Here is a 15,341-nt window from a genome sequence, read left to right on the forward strand (position 1 = left end):
ATCCGCCGTCCGCGAATCCGTTATCTCCCATGCGAAGTCCCTACTGGCTGTTCCCCTTCCTGCTCCTGCTGCTTGGCGGTCTTCAGTATCGCCTGTGGGTCGGTGATGGCAGCTTCGCCCAGGTGCGCGAACTCAAGCAGCAGATCGCCGACCAGAATGGTGAGAACAAGCGCCTGCTGGAGCGCAACGAGATCCTCGAAGCCGAGGTCGTCGAGCTCAAGAAAGGCATGGAGACCGTCGAGGAGCGTGCCCGCCACGAACTCGGCATGGTCAAACAAGGCGAAACCCTTTTCCTGCAATCCAAATAATGTCCCTTCTGCCTTCCTTCTGGGCGGTCATTCCCGCCGCGGGTGTGGGTGCGCGGATGCGTGCCGACCGACCCAAGCAATACCTCGACCTGTGCGGCCGCAGCCTGCTGGAGCGCACCCTCGACTGTTTTCTCGACCATCCGCGCCTGCGCGGGCTGGCGGTGAGCCTGGCGCCGGAAGACCCCTGGTGGCCGACGCTGGCCTGCGCCCGCGATGCCCGCATCCTGCGCGCCCCGGGCGGTCGTGAGCGCGCCGACTCGGTGCTGGGCGGCCTGCTGCTGCTGAGCGAGCAGGGCGCCAGCGATGGCGACTGGGTGCTGGTGCACGATGCCGCACGGCCCAATCTCTGCCGCGCCGATCTGGATCGGCTACTGGCCGAACTGGCCCAGGACCCGGTGGGTGGTCTTCTGGGCGTCCCGGCGCGGGATACCCTCAAGCGCGTCGGCCGCGATGGCCGGGTGAGCGAGACCGTCGACCGCAGCCAGGTCTGGCTGGCCTATACGCCGCAGATGTTCCGCCTCGGCGCGCTGCGTGACGCCCTGAGCGCCGGTCTGGCCGCGGGCGCCGCCATCACCGACGAGGCCTCGGCCATGGAGTGGGCGGGGCATGCGCCGCGCCTGGTCGAAGGCCGCGCGGACAACATCAAGGTCACCACCCCCGAAGACCTGCAGCGACTGCAAAGTGTCTTCGCCGAGGCCTAGCCCTCAGGCCCGCAGCGGCACCTCGATGAGAAAGCGGAACAGCGCGCCATGCTGTTCCACCGCCTGGCAATCGTAGCCCTGGCGCCGGGTATCTTCCGGAATGCCGTGGATCGACTGGGCGCAATCGGTGATCACCTCCAGGAGATCGCCGGGCTGCAGGGTCTGCAAGATCTCCAGGGTGGCGATGGCGTTGTAGGGGCAGTGTTCGCCCCGTAGATCAAGCGACAGCGTCGGCGTCTTGGCGAGTGTCATGGACAGGCTTCCGGGGGCGAGTGAAACGGCGGGCGTTGAGTTGCACCAGCAGCAGGCAGAGGGCCAGGCCGGCAAAGGTCAGCAGCAGGCCGCTGCCAGGACCTGCCTGCTGCAGCAGATTGATCCTGGGATAGGGCAGGGCGAGGGCGCTGCCCAGGCGGTCCCAGTAGACCGCCACCAGGGTCCCGCCGATGACGTTGCCCAGGCCCACCACCCAGAAATGCAGCTGGCCTTCCACCGCGCGGTACATCCAGCCGGTCTCGCAGCCACCGGCGAGGACGATGCCAACACCAAACAGCAGGCCGCCGATCACGGCGTTGGGGCCCATCCAGAAGATCTTGGGCGCCATGCCGAGCTGGATGGCGCCAAAGGTGCCGAGGCAGGCCACCGCCATGCCCAGCAGGATGCCGGTCGCCGCCTGGGTGCGGCCGGTGGTCCAGAGGTCGCGGGCGGCGCTGGTAAAGCAGATCTGCGCCCGCTCGATCAGGCCGCCAAAGACCAGGCCGAAGAGCGTAGCCAGACCCAGTACCAGGGAGACCTCGAAACGCCAGGCGGCGAAGAGCAGCGCCACCACCAGCACGGCGAGACCCAGCCGCGCCTGGCGACGCGCGCGCCGGGCCAGTTGCCCGGCATCGGGCAGGGTGGCGGCGTGGGCAGTGACCTTCAGCGGAATGCGCAGCCAGGGCAGCAGGGTCAGCTTCACGCCAAGCCAGGCGCCGGCCACCGTGGCCAGCATGAAGGCCCAGGCATGCAGCGAGAACATGGGGATGCCGGTAAAGAAGGCCGCCAGGTTGCAACCCATGGCCAGGCGGGCACCGAAGCCGGCGATGATGCCGCCGACCAGGCCCTGGAGCAGCCGGCGGCGACTGGTGGGCCAGCGCAGGCCGACGTTGCCGGCCCAGAGGGCGCAGGCCAGGGCGCCCAGCAGCATGCCGATGATCATGACGCCATCGATGCGATCCAGGGGCGTGCCCTGCAGGCCGATCAGCCGGAAATAGCTCCAGTCCCTTACCGGGACGCCGAACCAGGCCAGCACATGGCCGCCCCAGCGGGTGAATTCGCCAGTCACGGCCCAGAAGGTTCCGGTCAGGGCGAAGTAGTAGGCCGAGGCGACGCCGAGGGCGATCAGCGTGGGCAGGGGCGCCCAGAAGCGCAGCAGATAGCGCTCGCGAAAGGCGGCTAGGGCAGACATGGTGACAACCTTGGCAGGGGCGGATTGGCGCTGAAGTCTAGTTCAAGCGCCAATCCGGTCCAGCGCAGCGGCTAGTAGCGATAGATGGCCGCCACGCCGGTGCCGCCCGGCATCCGCTCGCGCGGCAGGACCAGCACCTCGCCACCTTGCTGCAGGGCCTGGAAGCTGAGTTCGTCCAGCAGGTCGTCGGCATTGGCGCCTTCCGGCTTGGCCGGGACCAGCAGGCGCCGCTCCAGGTCCAGATAGCCCGGGATATGGCGATCGGCTTCCACCAGCAGGGTGTCGATCCGGGCGTCCAGCAGGGCGCCGCCGATGTCTTCCAGGCGATCCGAGGCCAGCCCCTGGTCATGACGCTGGGCGTAGGTATCCAGCAGGTCGTCGAGTCGCTGTTCCATGCGGGGCGCCATCACCGCCCAGGCCCTGGCACGCAGGACGTCGTTGTCCAGGGGACCGGGATCACCGGCGATGCCTTCGGGCAGCAGATGGGGATTCTGGCTCAGGCGGCGAAAGGCGGCCTGGTGCTCCGGCAGCGCGGCCAGCACCAGGGGTAGGCGAGCGGTGTTGCTGTGCACCCGGGTCAGGGCGCGGTCCAGGGCCAGGAAGTAGCGCTCGCGGTCGGCGTCCTGCTCATCATGCTTGCTGATGCCGCCGGCGTTGTGCTGCATGGAGTCGCCACGCTCGCCGGCCCGGCTGAAGCCCTGGGGTAGGCCGCGCTGGTTGCCTTCGGTCAGCTCGGTGCCAAGGGCGTCTTCCAGGGTGCGCGGCACCCCTTCGCCCAGCTCCACCTCCACCAGGTTGTCGCGGTTGCCTTCGAACAGGTGCGCCTGATTGCGGGTCAGGCACAGCACCTGATAGCGATCCCGCGCCTGGGCCAGGCGCAGCAGCGGCTGCAACTGGAAGTGGTGATTGACCCGGGCGGTCTCTTCCAGGGGATCCAGTACCTTGAGCACCCGGATCTGATCGCGGTCGCGCAGGATGGCCAGGCCGCCGCGCGGGTAGTGCCAGAAATCGGCGTTGTCCACCAGGGTCTGCAGCGGCGCCAGCAGCGCGACGTGATCGGCTTCGGGAAAGCGCTCGACGAGATCCGCTTCCAGCTGCCGCAACAGATTCTTGAAGCGGATGACATTCTGCTCACGCTGCGGAAAGGTGCGCTCGGTGGGCATGTAGAGAGACAGGCATGGTGGGGTCGCCTCCTTCATCCAGGTGGCGAGTGCGTGATGATCGAGGGTGTCGTTCATGGGACCTCCGGCTGCAGGAGTCGCCGTGACGCCACCGGCGGGGCGGGGTCAGGACGACCGACACCCTTTCGAAGGCCGCTCGAAAGACCCGGTTCCTCCGCTGCGCTCAGCTTCCGGATGGGTGGCGAGCGCCGGGGCGCGGGGTGCTCAGGCCCTGTTTGAGGTGTTCCACCAGCAGACGGATCTTCGGCGAGAGAAAGCGCCGCTGCGGATAGAGGGCCCAGACCGCGCTGTTGGGCGGCTGGCGATTGTCCAGCAGGGGGCGCAGCTCGCCACGGGCCAGATGCGGCAGCACGTAGTAGTCCGGCAACTGGCACAGACCGAAGCCACGCAGGGCGGCGTCCAGTACCGCCTGGCCGCTGTTGCAGCGCCAGGAACCCTGGACCCGGTGCAGCACCTCGCGATCGTTTTCGCGAAAGCTCCAGATATCGCTGGTGCCCACCAGGCAGCGATGGCGCCCGAGTTCCGACAGGGTATGGGGTGCGCCGAAGCGCTCCAGGTAGCTGGGCGCGGCACACAGATAGAGCTCCCGCGGCGCCAGACGGGTCGCTACCAGGCGGGAATCGGCCAGGCGCCCCAGGCGGATGGCCAGGTCGTAGCCTTCGTGCAGGAGATCGACGGTGCGATTGGTCAGGTCCAGTTCCAGGCTGACCTCGGGATAACGGGCGAGGAAGTCGTTGACCAGGGGCACGACGAAGCGCTCGCCATAGGTCACGGCGCAGGTCATGCGGATCAGCCCCTTGGGCTGGCTGGAGAGATCGCTGACCTCGCGCAGGGCTTCGTCGCGTGCCTCCTGCAGCCGGCGGCAGTGCTGCAGAAAGGTGTGGCCGGCTTCGGTGAGGGCGACGCTGCGGGTGCTGCGATAGAGCAGGCGCGCCTGCAGCCGTTCTTCCAGTCGGGCCACCTGCCGGCTCACGTGCGAGGTCGAGGTGCCGAGCCGATCGGCGGCCTGGCCGAAGTGCAGGGTGCTCGCCACGGCGACGAATTCGTCGATGCCCTCCCAGCTCATGATTGTTTCCCTGTGGCAAAAATGAATTCCAGTATGCCCGATTGTTCCAGGAATTCTGGCGTCTAAACTGGTCCTCTCGTTTTTTCGCCCCTCTGGAGTCGACCATGATCAAGTCCCGCGCCGCCGTAGCCTTCGCGCCCAACGAGCCCCTCAAGATCGTCGAAGTGGACGTCGAGCCGCCCAAGGCCGGTGAGGTGCTCATCCGCATCGTCGCCACCGGTGTCTGCCACACCGATGCCTACACCCTCTCGGGTCAGGATTCCGAAGGGGTCTTTCCCTGCATCCTCGGTCACGAGGGCGGTGGCATCGTCGAGGCGGTGGGCGAGGGCGTGACCTCGGTCGCCGTGGGCGATCACGTCATCCCGCTGTACACCGCCGAATGCGGTCAGTGCAAATTCTGCAAATCCGGCAAGACCAACCTGTGCAGCTCGGTACGCGCCACCCAGGGCAAGGGCCTGATGCCCGACGGCACCACCCGTTTCTCCTACAACGGCGAGCCGATCTACCACTACATGGGCTGTTCCACCTTTTCCGAGTACACGGTGCTGCCGGAGGTCTCGGTGGCCAAGATCCCCCAGGAAGCGCCCCTGGAGAAGGTCTGCCTGCTGGGTTGTGGCGTGACCACCGGCATCGGCGCCGTGCTCAACACCGCCAAGGTGGAAGAGGGCGCCACCGTGGCCATCTTCGGCCTGGGCGGCATCGGCCTGGCCGCCATCATCGGCGCCAAGATGGCCAAGGCCAGCCGCATCATCGCCATCGACATCAATCCGTCCAAGTTCGACATCGCCCGTGAACTGGGCGCCACCGACTTCATCAATCCCAAGGATCACCAGAAGCCGATCCAGGAGGTCGTCGTCGAGCTGACCGATGGCGGCGTCGACTACAGCTTCGAGTGCGTCGGCAACGTCAACCTGATGCGTGCGGCCCTGGAGTGCTGCCACAAGGGTTGGGGTGAGTCGGTGATCATCGGCGTGGCCGGGGCCGGCCAGGAAATCAGTACCCGGCCGTTCCAGCTGGTGACCGGGCGTGTCTGGCGCGGCAGCGCCTTCGGCGGCGTCAAGGGCCGCAGCGAACTGCCCGGCTATGTGCGCAAGGCGCAGAGCGGCGAGATCCCGCTGGACACCTTCATCACCCACACCATGGGCCTGGAGCAGATCAACGAGGCCTTCGAGCTGATGCACGAAGGCAAGAGCATCCGCACCGTCGTCCACTACTGATCGGCGGGAGGGCGCCCAGTGCGCCCTCTGCGCGGGAGATGACCATGAGTCTCGAACTGCTCTCCAGCAACAAGAGTTTCGGCGGCTGGCACAAGCGCTATCGCCATCGCGCCTGCAGTCTCGACTGCGACATGACCTTCGCCGTCTACCTGCCGCCCCAGGCGGAGGCGCGCAGCGACCTGCCGGTGCTCTACTGGCTGTCGGGGCTGACCTGCACCGACGAGAACTTCATGCAGAAGGCCGGTGCCCAGCGCCTGGCCGCCGAGCTGGGCCTGGTGCTGGTGGCGCCGGACACCAGTCCGCGCGGCGAAGGGGTGCCGGACGACCCCGAAAAAGCCTGGGATTTCGGCCTGGGGGCGGGGTTCTACGTCAATGCCACCCAGCAGCCCTGGGCCCGGCACTACCGCATGCACGACTATGTGGTGGAAGAATTGCCGGCGCTGATCGAGGCCAATTTCCCGGTCTCGGATCGTCGCGGCGTCAGCGGTCACTCCATGGGCGGCCACGGTGCCCTGATCTGCGCCTTGCGGCATCCCGGTCGTTATCGCTCGGTGTCGGCCTTCTCGCCCATCGTCAATCCGCTGGATTGTCCCTGGGGGCACAAGGCGTTCTCCAACTACCTGGGCGAGGACCGCAGCACCTGGGCCGAGTGGGACGCCTGTGCGCTGCTGGCCAAGGCCGAGGAGCGCCTGCCGCTGCTGATCGACCAGGGCGAGCAGGACAGCTTCCTCGCCGAACAGCTCAAGCCCCAGGCGCTGCAGCGCGCGGCGGAAGCCGTGGGCCATCCGCTGGAACTGCGTCTGCAACCGGGGTATGACCACAGCTATTTCTTCGTCGCCAGCTTCATCGACGACCATCTGCGGCATCACGCGGCGGCGCTCACGGCCCCCTGAGGGCGACGGGAGCTGTCCCCAGCCGGTAGAATCGACGCCCTGTCAGTCTCAAGGGCGTCTCTTTTCATGCGCATAGGTCACGGTTTCGACGTTCACGCCTTTGGCGAGGGCGACTTCATCACCCTCGGCGGCATCCGTATTCCCCATCACCGTGGCCTGGTCGCCCACTCCGACGGCGATGTGCTGCTGCATGCCCTGGCCGATGCCCTGCTGGGCGCGGCCGCCCTGGGCGACATCGGCAAGCATTTCCCCGACACCGATCCGCGCTTCAAGGGCGCCGACAGTCGGGTGCTGCTGCGTCATGTGGTTGGCCTGGTCCGCGAGCAGGGCTGGCAGGTCGGTAACGTCGACGGCACCATCGCCGCCCAGGCGCCCAAGATGGCGCCGCACATCGAAGCCATGCGCCAGGCCATTGCCGAGGATCTGCAGGTCGAGCTGGGTCAGGTCAACGTCAAGGCCACCACCACCGAACGCCTGGGTTTCGTCGGGCGCGAAGAGGGCATCGCCGTACACGCCGTGGCCCTGCTGCTGCCGCTATGACCGAAGACCAACTGCTCGGGCCGCGCGCCCATGGCGAGCCCTGCGGCCAGGCGATCCTCAAGGCCAGCGCCGAGGACTTCCAGGTGGACGAGGTGCTGGACATCCCGCTCAGCGGTGATGGCGAGCACCTCTGGCTGTGGGTCGAGAAGCGCGGCCTCAACACCGAGGAAGCCGTGCGCCGCCTGGCGCGCGCCGCCGGGGTGCCGCAGCGGGCGATCAGCTATGCCGGTCTCAAGGATCGCCAGGCCCTGACCCGCCAGTGGTTCAGCCTGCACCTGCCCGGCAAGGCCGATCCGGATCTCGCGGCCGCCTGTGACGAGACGCTGGTAATCCTCCAGCAGGGTCGCCACCGCCGCAAGCTGCAGCGCGGCGCCCATGCCGCCAACGGCTTCCGCCTGCGGCTGACCGGGCTCCAGGCCGATCCGGTGGCGCTGGAGGCGCGGCTGCAGGCCATCGTCGCCGGCGGCGTGCCCAACTATTTCGGTCCGCAGCGCTTCGGCTATCAGGGCGGCAACCTGGCGGACGCTCAGCAGTGCGCCCGCGAGCAGCGCCTGCCCGAGCAGCGCAATCGGCGCTCGCGCACCCTGTCCGCCGCGCGCAGCTGGCTGTTCAATCAGGTGCTGGCCGGGCGCATCGCCGATGGCTCCTGGAAGCGGGCGCAGGAGGGCGATCTGCTGGCCTTCACCGACAGCCGCAGCCACTTTCCGGCCACCGCCGCCGATCTGACCGATCCGCGCCTGGCGGCGCTCGATCTGCACCCCACCGGCCCCCTGTGGGGCGCCGGCGAGTCGCCGGTGCAGGGGCCGGCCGCAGACCTGGAGCGGCAGGTCGCAGAGGCCGCCGGAGAGCTGCCCGCCTGGCTGGCCGGTGCCGGCCTCTCGCATGAACGGCGCATCCTGCGCCTCCCCATCGGCGGCCTGACGTGGCATTATCCCGCTCCTGACATTCTGCAACTCGAATTCGTCCTGCCGGCCGGCTGTTTCGCCACCGCAGTGGTTCGCGAGCTGGTAACGCTTGGCGAGGCAGGGCAGACGGAACATCCATGCGACTTCTGATCGCCAACGACGATGGGGTGCTGGCCCCCGGTATCGCCGCGCTGCATGCCGCGCTCTCCGCCCGTGCGGACTACGAGTGCCAGGTAGTCGCGCCGCTCTATGACATGAGCGGTGTGAGCAGTGCCCTGACGCTGGACCGCCCCCTGCATCCGCAGCGCCTGCCCAATGGCTACCTGGGCGTCAACGGCACGCCTACCGATTGCGTTCACCTGGGCCTCAATGGCCTGCTGGAAGAGACGCCGGACATGGTGGTGGCCGGCATCAACCTGGGTGCCAACCTGGGCGACGACGTCCTCTATTCCGGCACCGTGGCCGCGGCCATGGAAGGACGGTTCCTCGATCGTCCGGCGCTGGCCTTCTCGCTGGTGTCGCGCAGTGCCGACAACATGGCGGTGGCGGCCGAGATCGCCGCCCGCATCGTGGCCCTGCACGAACGCTTCGATCTGCCGCCGCGCACCGTGCTCAACGTCAACATCCCGGATCTGCCGCTCGAGCAGATCAAGGGCCTGCAGCTGACCCGCCTGGGGCACCGGGCCCAGGCCAAGCCGCCGGTGCGCGAGATCAATCCGCGCGGCAAGGCCGGTTACTGGATCTCGGTTTCCGGCGATGCGGTGGATGGCGGACCGGGTACCGACTTCCACTCCGTGCTGGAAGGCTATGTCTCGGTGACGCCGCTGCAGTTCGATCGCACCTTCCGCGAGGGCTTCGCCGGCCTGTCGGCGCTGACGGAGCTGCTGGCATGACTCAGGGGCAAGAGCATATGCAAAGACACGGCATCGGCATGACCTCCCAGCGCACCCGGGAGCGGCTCATCCAGCGCCTCTACGAAGAGGGGTTGTCCAACGCCCAGGTGCTGGAGGTGATCCGCCGTACGCCGCGTCATCTGTTCGTCGACGAGGCCCTGGCCCATCGCGCCTACGAAGACACGGCGTTGCCCATCGGCCACAACCAGACCATCTCCCAGCCGTTCATGGTGGCGCGCATGACCGAGCTGCTGCTCGCCGGCGGGCCGCTGGACAAGGTCATGGAGATCGGCACCGGCTCCGGCTACCAGACCGCCATCCTGGCGCAGACCGTGGAGCGGGTGTTTTCCGTGGAGCGTATCCAGTCGCTGCAGGATCGGGCCAAGGAGCGTCTGCTCGAACTCAACCTGCGCAACGTGGTGTTCCGCTGGGGCGATGGCTGGGAAGGCTGGCCGGCACTGGCACCCTACAACGGCATCATCGTCACCGCCGCCGCGCGGGAAGTGCCGCAGGCGCTGCTCGACCAGCTGGCCCCTGGCGGTCGCCTGGTGATCCCGGTAGGCGTCGACGAGGAGCAGAAGCTCCTGCTGATCGTGCGCGAGGCCGAAGGCTTCGTCCGCCACGAACTCAACGCCGTCCGTTTCGTGCCCCTGCTCAACGGACCTCTGGCCCAGTGAGAGACAGGGAACGTTACCCCGGTACCGCGCTCCAAGGCTGCCTGACGGCAGCGGCCGCTTGAGGCCGGCAGGATGGCCGGACGGTAGATGATCAGACTCTGCGGGAGGAACGGGTGAAGGCCCGAGCGCAAGGATTTCCAGGACGAGGGCGTTCAGGCTGGCTGGCGACATTGCTCGTGGCCCTGCTGCTGACGGGTTGTTCGAGCAACGGCTCGCGAGCGCCGGTGGTCGACCGCGGCGATGGCCGCAGCAGCGTGCCCCAGGTCACCTCCGGCCAGTATCGCGTCAAGCGCGGAGACACCCTGTTTTCCATCGCCTCGCGCAACGGCTGGGAATGGCGCGCCCTGGCGGCCCAGAACGGCCTCGCCGCGCCCTATGTCATCCATGTCGGCCAGGTGATCCGCTTCGGCAATGGCGGCAGCGCCACGGGTTCCAGTCGCATCATTCGCCGGCCGGCCACGGGCTCGGCCACCCCTGTCGCTTCCGCGCCGGCACCCGGCAATCCGGTGGCGACCCCGGTACCCATTCCGCCGCCCGTGACCTCCAATCCCACCGCCGCCACCCCGGTGGTGACCCCGAATCTGCCCGCGGCACCGCCGCCGACGCCGGTGACACCGGCCCAGACGCCGACCCGTGACGTCCCCCAATCCGCCGCCGGTTGGGCCTGGCCGACGAAAGGTACGTTGATCAGTCGCTTCTCGGCCAGCAGCAGCCTGAACAAGGGAATAGACATCGCCGGCCAGGAAGGTCAGCCCGTGATGGCCGCCGCCGATGGCACCGTGGTCTATGCGGGAAATGGTCTACGGGGTTATGGTGAACTGGTTATCGTCAAACACAGCGAAACCTACGTCAGTGCCTACGGTCACAATCGTAGGTTGCTGGTTCGGGAAGGTGAGCGTGTCAAGATAGGGCAGACGATTGCCGAGATGGGTTCGACCGGGACCGACCGCGTCAAGCTCCATTTCGAGATTCGCCGTCAGGGCAAGCCGGTGGATCCCTTGCAGTTTTTGCCCAATCGCTGATTCGCTAGGCGCCGACTCGATCCCGCAGCTCTTTGGGGGCGAGTCATGGCGCATCGGCAACGTATCGATACGCCCTGGCTCGAAGCACAGACGAGCAAGGGTTACTCAAGATGATCCAGAACAAACAAGAAACCGAGTACGATCTCGGCGACGATGTCCTGCTTCTCGATTCCAATCCCTTCGGTGAGGAATCCGCCGATACCGCCATGACCAAGGCCCTGTCCGGGCGCGGCAACCAGGTCTTGCGCGGTGCCAAGCTGGCCGACTATGGCCGTGCACTCGACGCCACTCAGCTCTATCTCAACGAAATCGGCTTCTCGCCACTGCTGTCACCGGCAGAAGAGGTGCATTTCGCCCGTCTCGCGCAGCGCGGCGATCCCGCCGGTCGCAAGCGCATGATCGAAAGCAACCTGCGTCTGGTGGTCAAGATCGCCCGGCGCTACATCAACCGTGGCCTGTCGCTGCTCGATCTGATCGAAGAGGGCAACCTGGGCCTGATCCGCGCGGTGGAGAAATTCGATCCCGAGCGGGGCTTCAGATTCTCCACCTATGCCACCTGGTGGATTCGGCAGACCATCGAGCGGGCGATCATGAATCAGACCCGCACCATTCGCCTGCCGATCCATGTGGTCAAGGAGCTCAATTTGCACCTGCGCGCCGCGCGGGAGCTGACCCAGAAGCTCGATCACGAACCTTCTCCCGAGGAAATCGCCGCCCTGCTGGAAAAGCCGGTGGCGGACGTGAAGCGGGTGATGGGCCTCAACGAGCGGATCAGCTCGGTGGACATGGTCCTCGGCCCCGATTCCGACAAGACCCTGCTCGATACCCTGACCGATGATCGTCCCACCGATCCCTGCGAACTGCTGCAGGATTCGGATCTCAACCAGAGCATCGACCAGTGGCTGCTGGAGTTGCCGGAAAAGCAGCGCGAAGTGGTGATCCGGCGCTTCGGGCTGCGCGGTCACGAAGCCTGCACCCTGGAAGAGGTAGGGCAGGAGATAGGCCTTACCCGCGAGCGGGTCCGGCAGATCCAGGTCGAGGCGCTCAAGCGGTTGCGGGAAATCTTCGAACGCAACGGCCTGTCCAGTGATTCGCTGTTCTGATCGCGCCTAGCTGAATGTCAGCCAAACGGAGCCCGGATTTTTCCGGGCTTTTTTCTGCGTGTTCCTGTAAGCCAGGGCTTACAGGCTGCGTAAGCCTGTATCGCTTGGAGCTGCCAGAAAGCATCGCTTGATCAGCGCGGGAAGACGCCAAGTGCCTGCTACATAACGTTTTTCTGTTTCCGGTCGAAGCGCGAGGCGAGATCGAAAGGTGCGCTATGGCAGATTGCCAGCCTGCGGGAGAAGCGTACTATCGGCGCTGTGTCTGGGACGACACGGATCGGCAGGATGCGGATCAGGACCACCTCAGGACGAGGTTCACCAGGACGGTGGCAGGATTGCAGGGACAGGGACGAAGGGGGCGGAGCGATCCGCCCCCTTTTTTATTGCCTGGAGATTCCAGGCAAGGCCTAGCGTTCGAGCTGGGGGAGCTTGTTGGGCTTGCCATCCCACTCGGCGGCGTCAGGCAGGGCGTCCTTCTTCTCGGTGATGTTCGGCCAGATGTTGGCCAGTTCACTGTTGAGTTCGATGAAGGCTTCCTGGCCGGCTGGCACCTCGTCTTCCGAGAAGATCGCCTGGGCCGGGCATTCGGGTTCGCACAGGGCGCAGTCGATGCACTCGTCCGGGTGGATCACCAGGAAGTTGGGGCCTTCGTAGAAGCAGTCCACCGGGCAGACTTCCACGCAGTCGGTATATTTGCATTTGATGCAGTTGTCAGTGACGACGAAGGTCATCTGCTCGTTCTCCTCAGGCTAAGGCGGCGGATTCTAGCAGCATTGCCGGAACCCTCGTATCCGTTAACTCAGATACGCTTTTTCCATTCGTAGATAAGCTCCAGGGCCCGCCTGGGTGTGATGTCGTCAGGCTGCAGGCGTTCCAGTTCCTCGATGAGAGGATGGACGGCGCTGGCGAACAGATCGGCCTGTAGCGGACGATCCTTGGCTGGCGCGCTCACCGGCAGCGGCGTACCCACCTCACCGTTGAAACTGGCCGCTTCCAGGCGGGCGAGATGCTCGCGCGCGCGCAGGATGACGTCTTCCGGTACTCCGGCCAGCTGCGCCACGGCCAGGCCGTAGCTCTGGCTGGCCGGGCCGGGCAGCACATGGTGCAGGAAGACGATGCGGTCATTGTGCTCGGTGGCGTTGAGGTGAACGTTGGCCACGCTCGGCTGGCCGTCCGGCAGCACGGTCAGCTCGAAGTAGTGGGTGGCGAACAGCGTCCAGGCGCGCAGTCGCGCCAGTTGCTCGGCGGCGGCCCAGGCCAGCGACAGGCCGTCGAAGGTGCTGGTGCCGCGACCGACCTCGTCCATCAGCACCAGGCTGTGTTCGCTGGCGTTGTGCAGGATGTTGGCGGTCTCGCTCATCTCCACCATGAAGGTGGAACGGCCGCCGGCCAGGTCGTCGCTGGAACCGATGCGGGTGAAGATGCGATCCACCAGCGACAGCTCGCAACTGGCCGCCGGGACGAAGCTGCCGACATGGGCCAGGAGCACGATCAGCGCGGTCTGGCGCATGTAGGTGGACTTGCCGCCCATGTTCGGACCGGTGATCACCAGCATGCGGGTGTCGTTGTCGAGGGTGACGTCGTTGGCGACGAAGGGCGTTTCCAGCACCTGTTCCACCACCGGGTGGCGCCCCTGGCCGATCTTCAGGCAGGGCTCCTCGACGAAGCGCGGCTTGTTCAGGTCCAGGTTGAGGGCCCGCTCGGCGAAGTTGGCCAGGACGTCCAGTTCGGCCAGGGCGGCGGCGCTGTCCTGCAACGGCGCCAGGTGGCCGATGAGCTCGTCGAGCAGGGCTTCGTAGAGCGCCTTTTCCCGCGCCAGGGCGCGACTCTGGGCCGACAGCGCCTTGTCTTCGAAGGCCTTGAGCTCGGGGGTGATGAAGCGCTCGGCGCCCTTGAGGGTCTGGCGGCGGATGTAGTCGGCCGGGGCCGATTCGGCCTGGCGGCTGGGGATCTCGATGAAGTAGCCGTGGACGCGGTTGTAGCCGACCTTGAGGCCCTGCAGGCCGGTGCGGGCCTTTTCCCGGGCCTCCAGGTCCATGAGGAACTGGCCGGCGTTCTCGCTCAGGGTCTGCAACTCGTCCAGCTCGCTGTCGTAGCCGCGCTTGATGACGCCGCCATCGCGGATCACCGCGGGCGGATTGTCGATGATGGCGCGGGCCAGGGTGGCGGCCAGCTCCGGATAGGTCTGGATGCTCCGGGCCAGGTCGAGCAGGTGCGGGGCGATCATCTGCGTCAGCCCCTCCTGCAGCATTGGCAACGCGGCCAGGGCATCGCGCAGGCGGGCGAGATCCCGCGGACGGGCGTTGCGCAGGCCGATGCGGGCGAGGATGCGTTCCAGGTCGCCGATGTCCTTGAGCTGCGGTTGCAGCGACTCGAAGCGATAGCCTTCCAGCAGGCAGGTGATGGCGTCCTGGCGGGCTTCGATGATGGCGCGATTGCGCAACGGGCGATTCAGCCAGCGGGTCAGCAGGCGACTGCCCATGGCGGTCTGGCAGCGGTCCACCACCGATTGCAGGGTGTTGTCGCGACCGCCGGCCAGGTTGACGTCCAGTTCCAGGTTGCGGCGGCTGGCGCCGTCGAGGATGACGGTGTCGTCCAGGCGCTCGTGGCGGAGGCTGCGCAGGTGCGGCAGGGCGGTGCGCTGGGTTTCCTTGGCATAGGCCAGCAGGCAGCCGGCGGCGCCGAGGGCCAGGCCCAGCTTGTCGCAACCGAAGCCCTTGAGGTCACCGGTGCCGAATTGCTGGCAGAGGCTCTTGAGCGCCGAATCGCAGTCGAAATCCCAGGGCGCCCGGCGACGTACGCCGCGGCGCTTCTCGGCGGGCAGGCCGGCGGGCCAGTCGTCGGGGATCAGCAGCTCGGCGGGATTGAGGCGATCCAGCTCCGCCAGCAGGGTTTCCCAGCCGGCCAGTTCCTGGACGGTGAAGCGACCGCTGGCGATGTCCAGCACGGCCAGGCCGAACAGGCGTTCGTCGCCCAGCACGGCGGTCAGCAGGTTGTCGCGGCGCTCGTCGAGCAGCGCCTCGTCGCTGACCGTACCCGGGGTGATGATGCGCACCACCCGGCGTTCCACCGGGCCCTTGCTGGTGGCCGGGTCGCCGATCTGCTCGCAGATCACCACGGATTCGCCGAGCTTGACCAGCTTGGCCAGGTAGCCTTCGGCGGAATGGAAGGGGATGCCGGCCATGGGAATGGACTTGCCGGCCGAGGCGCCACGGGCGGTCAGGGTGATGTCGAGCAACTTGGCGGCACGCCGGGCGTCGTCATAGAACAGCTCGTAGAAATCGCCCATGCGATAGAACAGCAGCTGTTCGGGATGCTGATGCTTGATCTTGAGGTACTGCTGCATCATGGGCGTGTGCGCGGAGAGATCGCTCATGCGGGTGTTTCGATC

16 protein-coding genes are annotated in these 15,341 nt (G+C 66.8%); 10 read left to right on the top strand and 6 right to left on the bottom strand.

Features of this window, described 5'->3' with window-relative positions:
- Window positions 1–29 precede the first annotated feature (29 nt).
- Complete coding sequence (locus QKY98_RS13170; RefSeq protein ID WP_007159473.1) at window positions 30–308, top strand: septum formation initiator family protein; 279 nt, start codon at window positions 30–32, stop codon at window positions 306–308.
- Window positions 308–1,009, top strand: coding sequence for a 2-C-methyl-D-erythritol 4-phosphate cytidylyltransferase (ispD, locus tag QKY98_RS13175; protein ID WP_074583784.1), 702 nt, complete (start codon window positions 308–310; stop codon window positions 1,007–1,009). Before QKY98_RS13170 ends, ispD begins: the two co-directional genes overlap by 1 nt.
- A 3-nt stretch (window positions 1,010–1,012) precedes the next feature.
- On the opposite strand, the gene yedF is transcribed toward ispD, so the two are convergent.
- The 4 genes from yedF to QKY98_RS13195 form a co-directional block, all read right to left on the bottom strand.
- Complete coding sequence (gene yedF, locus QKY98_RS13180; protein WP_284671029.1) at window positions 1,013–1,261, bottom strand: sulfurtransferase-like selenium metabolism protein YedF; 249 nt, start codon at window positions 1,259–1,261, stop codon at window positions 1,013–1,015.
- Complete coding sequence (gene yedE, locus QKY98_RS13185; protein WP_284671030.1) at window positions 1,227–2,453, bottom strand: selenium metabolism membrane protein YedE/FdhT; 1,227 nt, start codon at window positions 2,451–2,453, stop codon at window positions 1,227–1,229. The genes yedF and yedE overlap by 35 nt, the downstream gene beginning before the upstream one ends.
- Before the next feature lie 71 nt (window positions 2,454–2,524).
- On the bottom strand, window positions 2,525–3,691 hold the full coding sequence (locus tag QKY98_RS13190; RefSeq protein ID WP_284671031.1) for a baeRF3 domain-containing protein: 1,167 nt from the start codon (window positions 3,689–3,691) through the stop codon (window positions 2,525–2,527).
- A 106-nt stretch (window positions 3,692–3,797) separates the two neighbouring features.
- Window positions 3,798–4,703 (bottom strand): LysR substrate-binding domain-containing protein, encoded by a 906-nt coding sequence (locus QKY98_RS13195; RefSeq protein ID WP_284671185.1) that lies wholly within the window; start codon window positions 4,701–4,703, stop codon window positions 3,798–3,800.
- Between the two features lie 101 nt (window positions 4,704–4,804).
- Here QKY98_RS13195 and QKY98_RS13200 point away from each other — a divergent pair, with 101 nt between their 5' ends.
- From QKY98_RS13200 to rpoS, 8 genes are all read left to right on the top strand, one after another.
- The gene (locus QKY98_RS13200) at window positions 4,805–5,917 is read left to right on the top strand and encodes an S-(hydroxymethyl)glutathione dehydrogenase/class III alcohol dehydrogenase (protein WP_074583781.1); all 1,113 of its coding nucleotides are present in this window, start codon (window positions 4,805–4,807) and stop codon (window positions 5,915–5,917) included.
- A gap of 38 nt (window positions 5,918–5,955) precedes the next feature.
- Entirely contained in the window at window positions 5,956–6,810 is an 855-nt protein-coding gene (gene fghA / locus QKY98_RS13205) for an S-formylglutathione hydrolase (protein ID WP_284671032.1), read from the top strand.
- Between the two features lie 66 nt (window positions 6,811–6,876).
- Window positions 6,877–7,350 (top strand): 2-C-methyl-D-erythritol 2,4-cyclodiphosphate synthase, encoded by a 474-nt coding sequence (gene ispF, locus QKY98_RS13210; RefSeq protein ID WP_027597063.1) that lies wholly within the window; start codon window positions 6,877–6,879, stop codon window positions 7,348–7,350.
- On the top strand, window positions 7,347–8,405 hold the full coding sequence (gene truD, locus QKY98_RS13215) for a tRNA pseudouridine(13) synthase TruD (protein ID WP_077171872.1): 1,059 nt from the start codon (window positions 7,347–7,349) through the stop codon (window positions 8,403–8,405). The genes ispF and truD overlap by 4 nt, the downstream gene beginning before the upstream one ends.
- A complete protein-coding gene (gene surE, locus QKY98_RS13220; protein WP_284671033.1) occupies window positions 8,393–9,148 on the top strand; it encodes a 5'/3'-nucleotidase SurE in 756 nt (251 codons plus the stop codon). Before truD ends, surE begins: the two co-directional genes overlap by 13 nt.
- 38 nt (window positions 9,149–9,186) lie before the next feature.
- Entirely contained in the window at window positions 9,187–9,825 is a 639-nt protein-coding gene (locus QKY98_RS13225) for a protein-L-isoaspartate(D-aspartate) O-methyltransferase (RefSeq protein WP_007159462.1), read from the top strand.
- Window positions 9,826–10,001: 176 nt separating this feature from the next.
- On the top strand, window positions 10,002–10,847 hold the full coding sequence (locus QKY98_RS13230) for a peptidoglycan DD-metalloendopeptidase family protein (protein ID WP_007159461.1): 846 nt from the start codon (window positions 10,002–10,004) through the stop codon (window positions 10,845–10,847).
- Window positions 10,848–10,957: 110 nt separating this feature from the next.
- Complete coding sequence (gene rpoS, locus QKY98_RS13235; protein ID WP_007159460.1) at window positions 10,958–11,950, top strand: RNA polymerase sigma factor RpoS; 993 nt, start codon at window positions 10,958–10,960, stop codon at window positions 11,948–11,950.
- 407 nt (window positions 11,951–12,357) lie between these two features.
- On the opposite strand, the gene fdxA is transcribed toward rpoS, so the two are convergent.
- Together fdxA and mutS are read right to left on the bottom strand one after the other, a co-directional pair.
- On the bottom strand, window positions 12,358–12,681 hold the full coding sequence (gene fdxA, locus QKY98_RS13240) for a ferredoxin FdxA (RefSeq protein WP_007159459.1): 324 nt from the start codon (window positions 12,679–12,681) through the stop codon (window positions 12,358–12,360).
- Between the two features lie 68 nt (window positions 12,682–12,749).
- Complete coding sequence (gene mutS / locus QKY98_RS13245; RefSeq protein WP_284671034.1) at window positions 12,750–15,326, bottom strand: DNA mismatch repair protein MutS; 2,577 nt, start codon at window positions 15,324–15,326, stop codon at window positions 12,750–12,752.
- Between the last annotated feature and the right edge of the window lie 15 nt (window positions 15,327–15,341).

This window comes from Pseudomonas sp. HR1, assembly GCF_030175875.1.
Taxonomy (GTDB): Bacteria; Pseudomonadota; Gammaproteobacteria; order Pseudomonadales; family Pseudomonadaceae; genus Chryseomonas; species Chryseomonas oryzihabitans.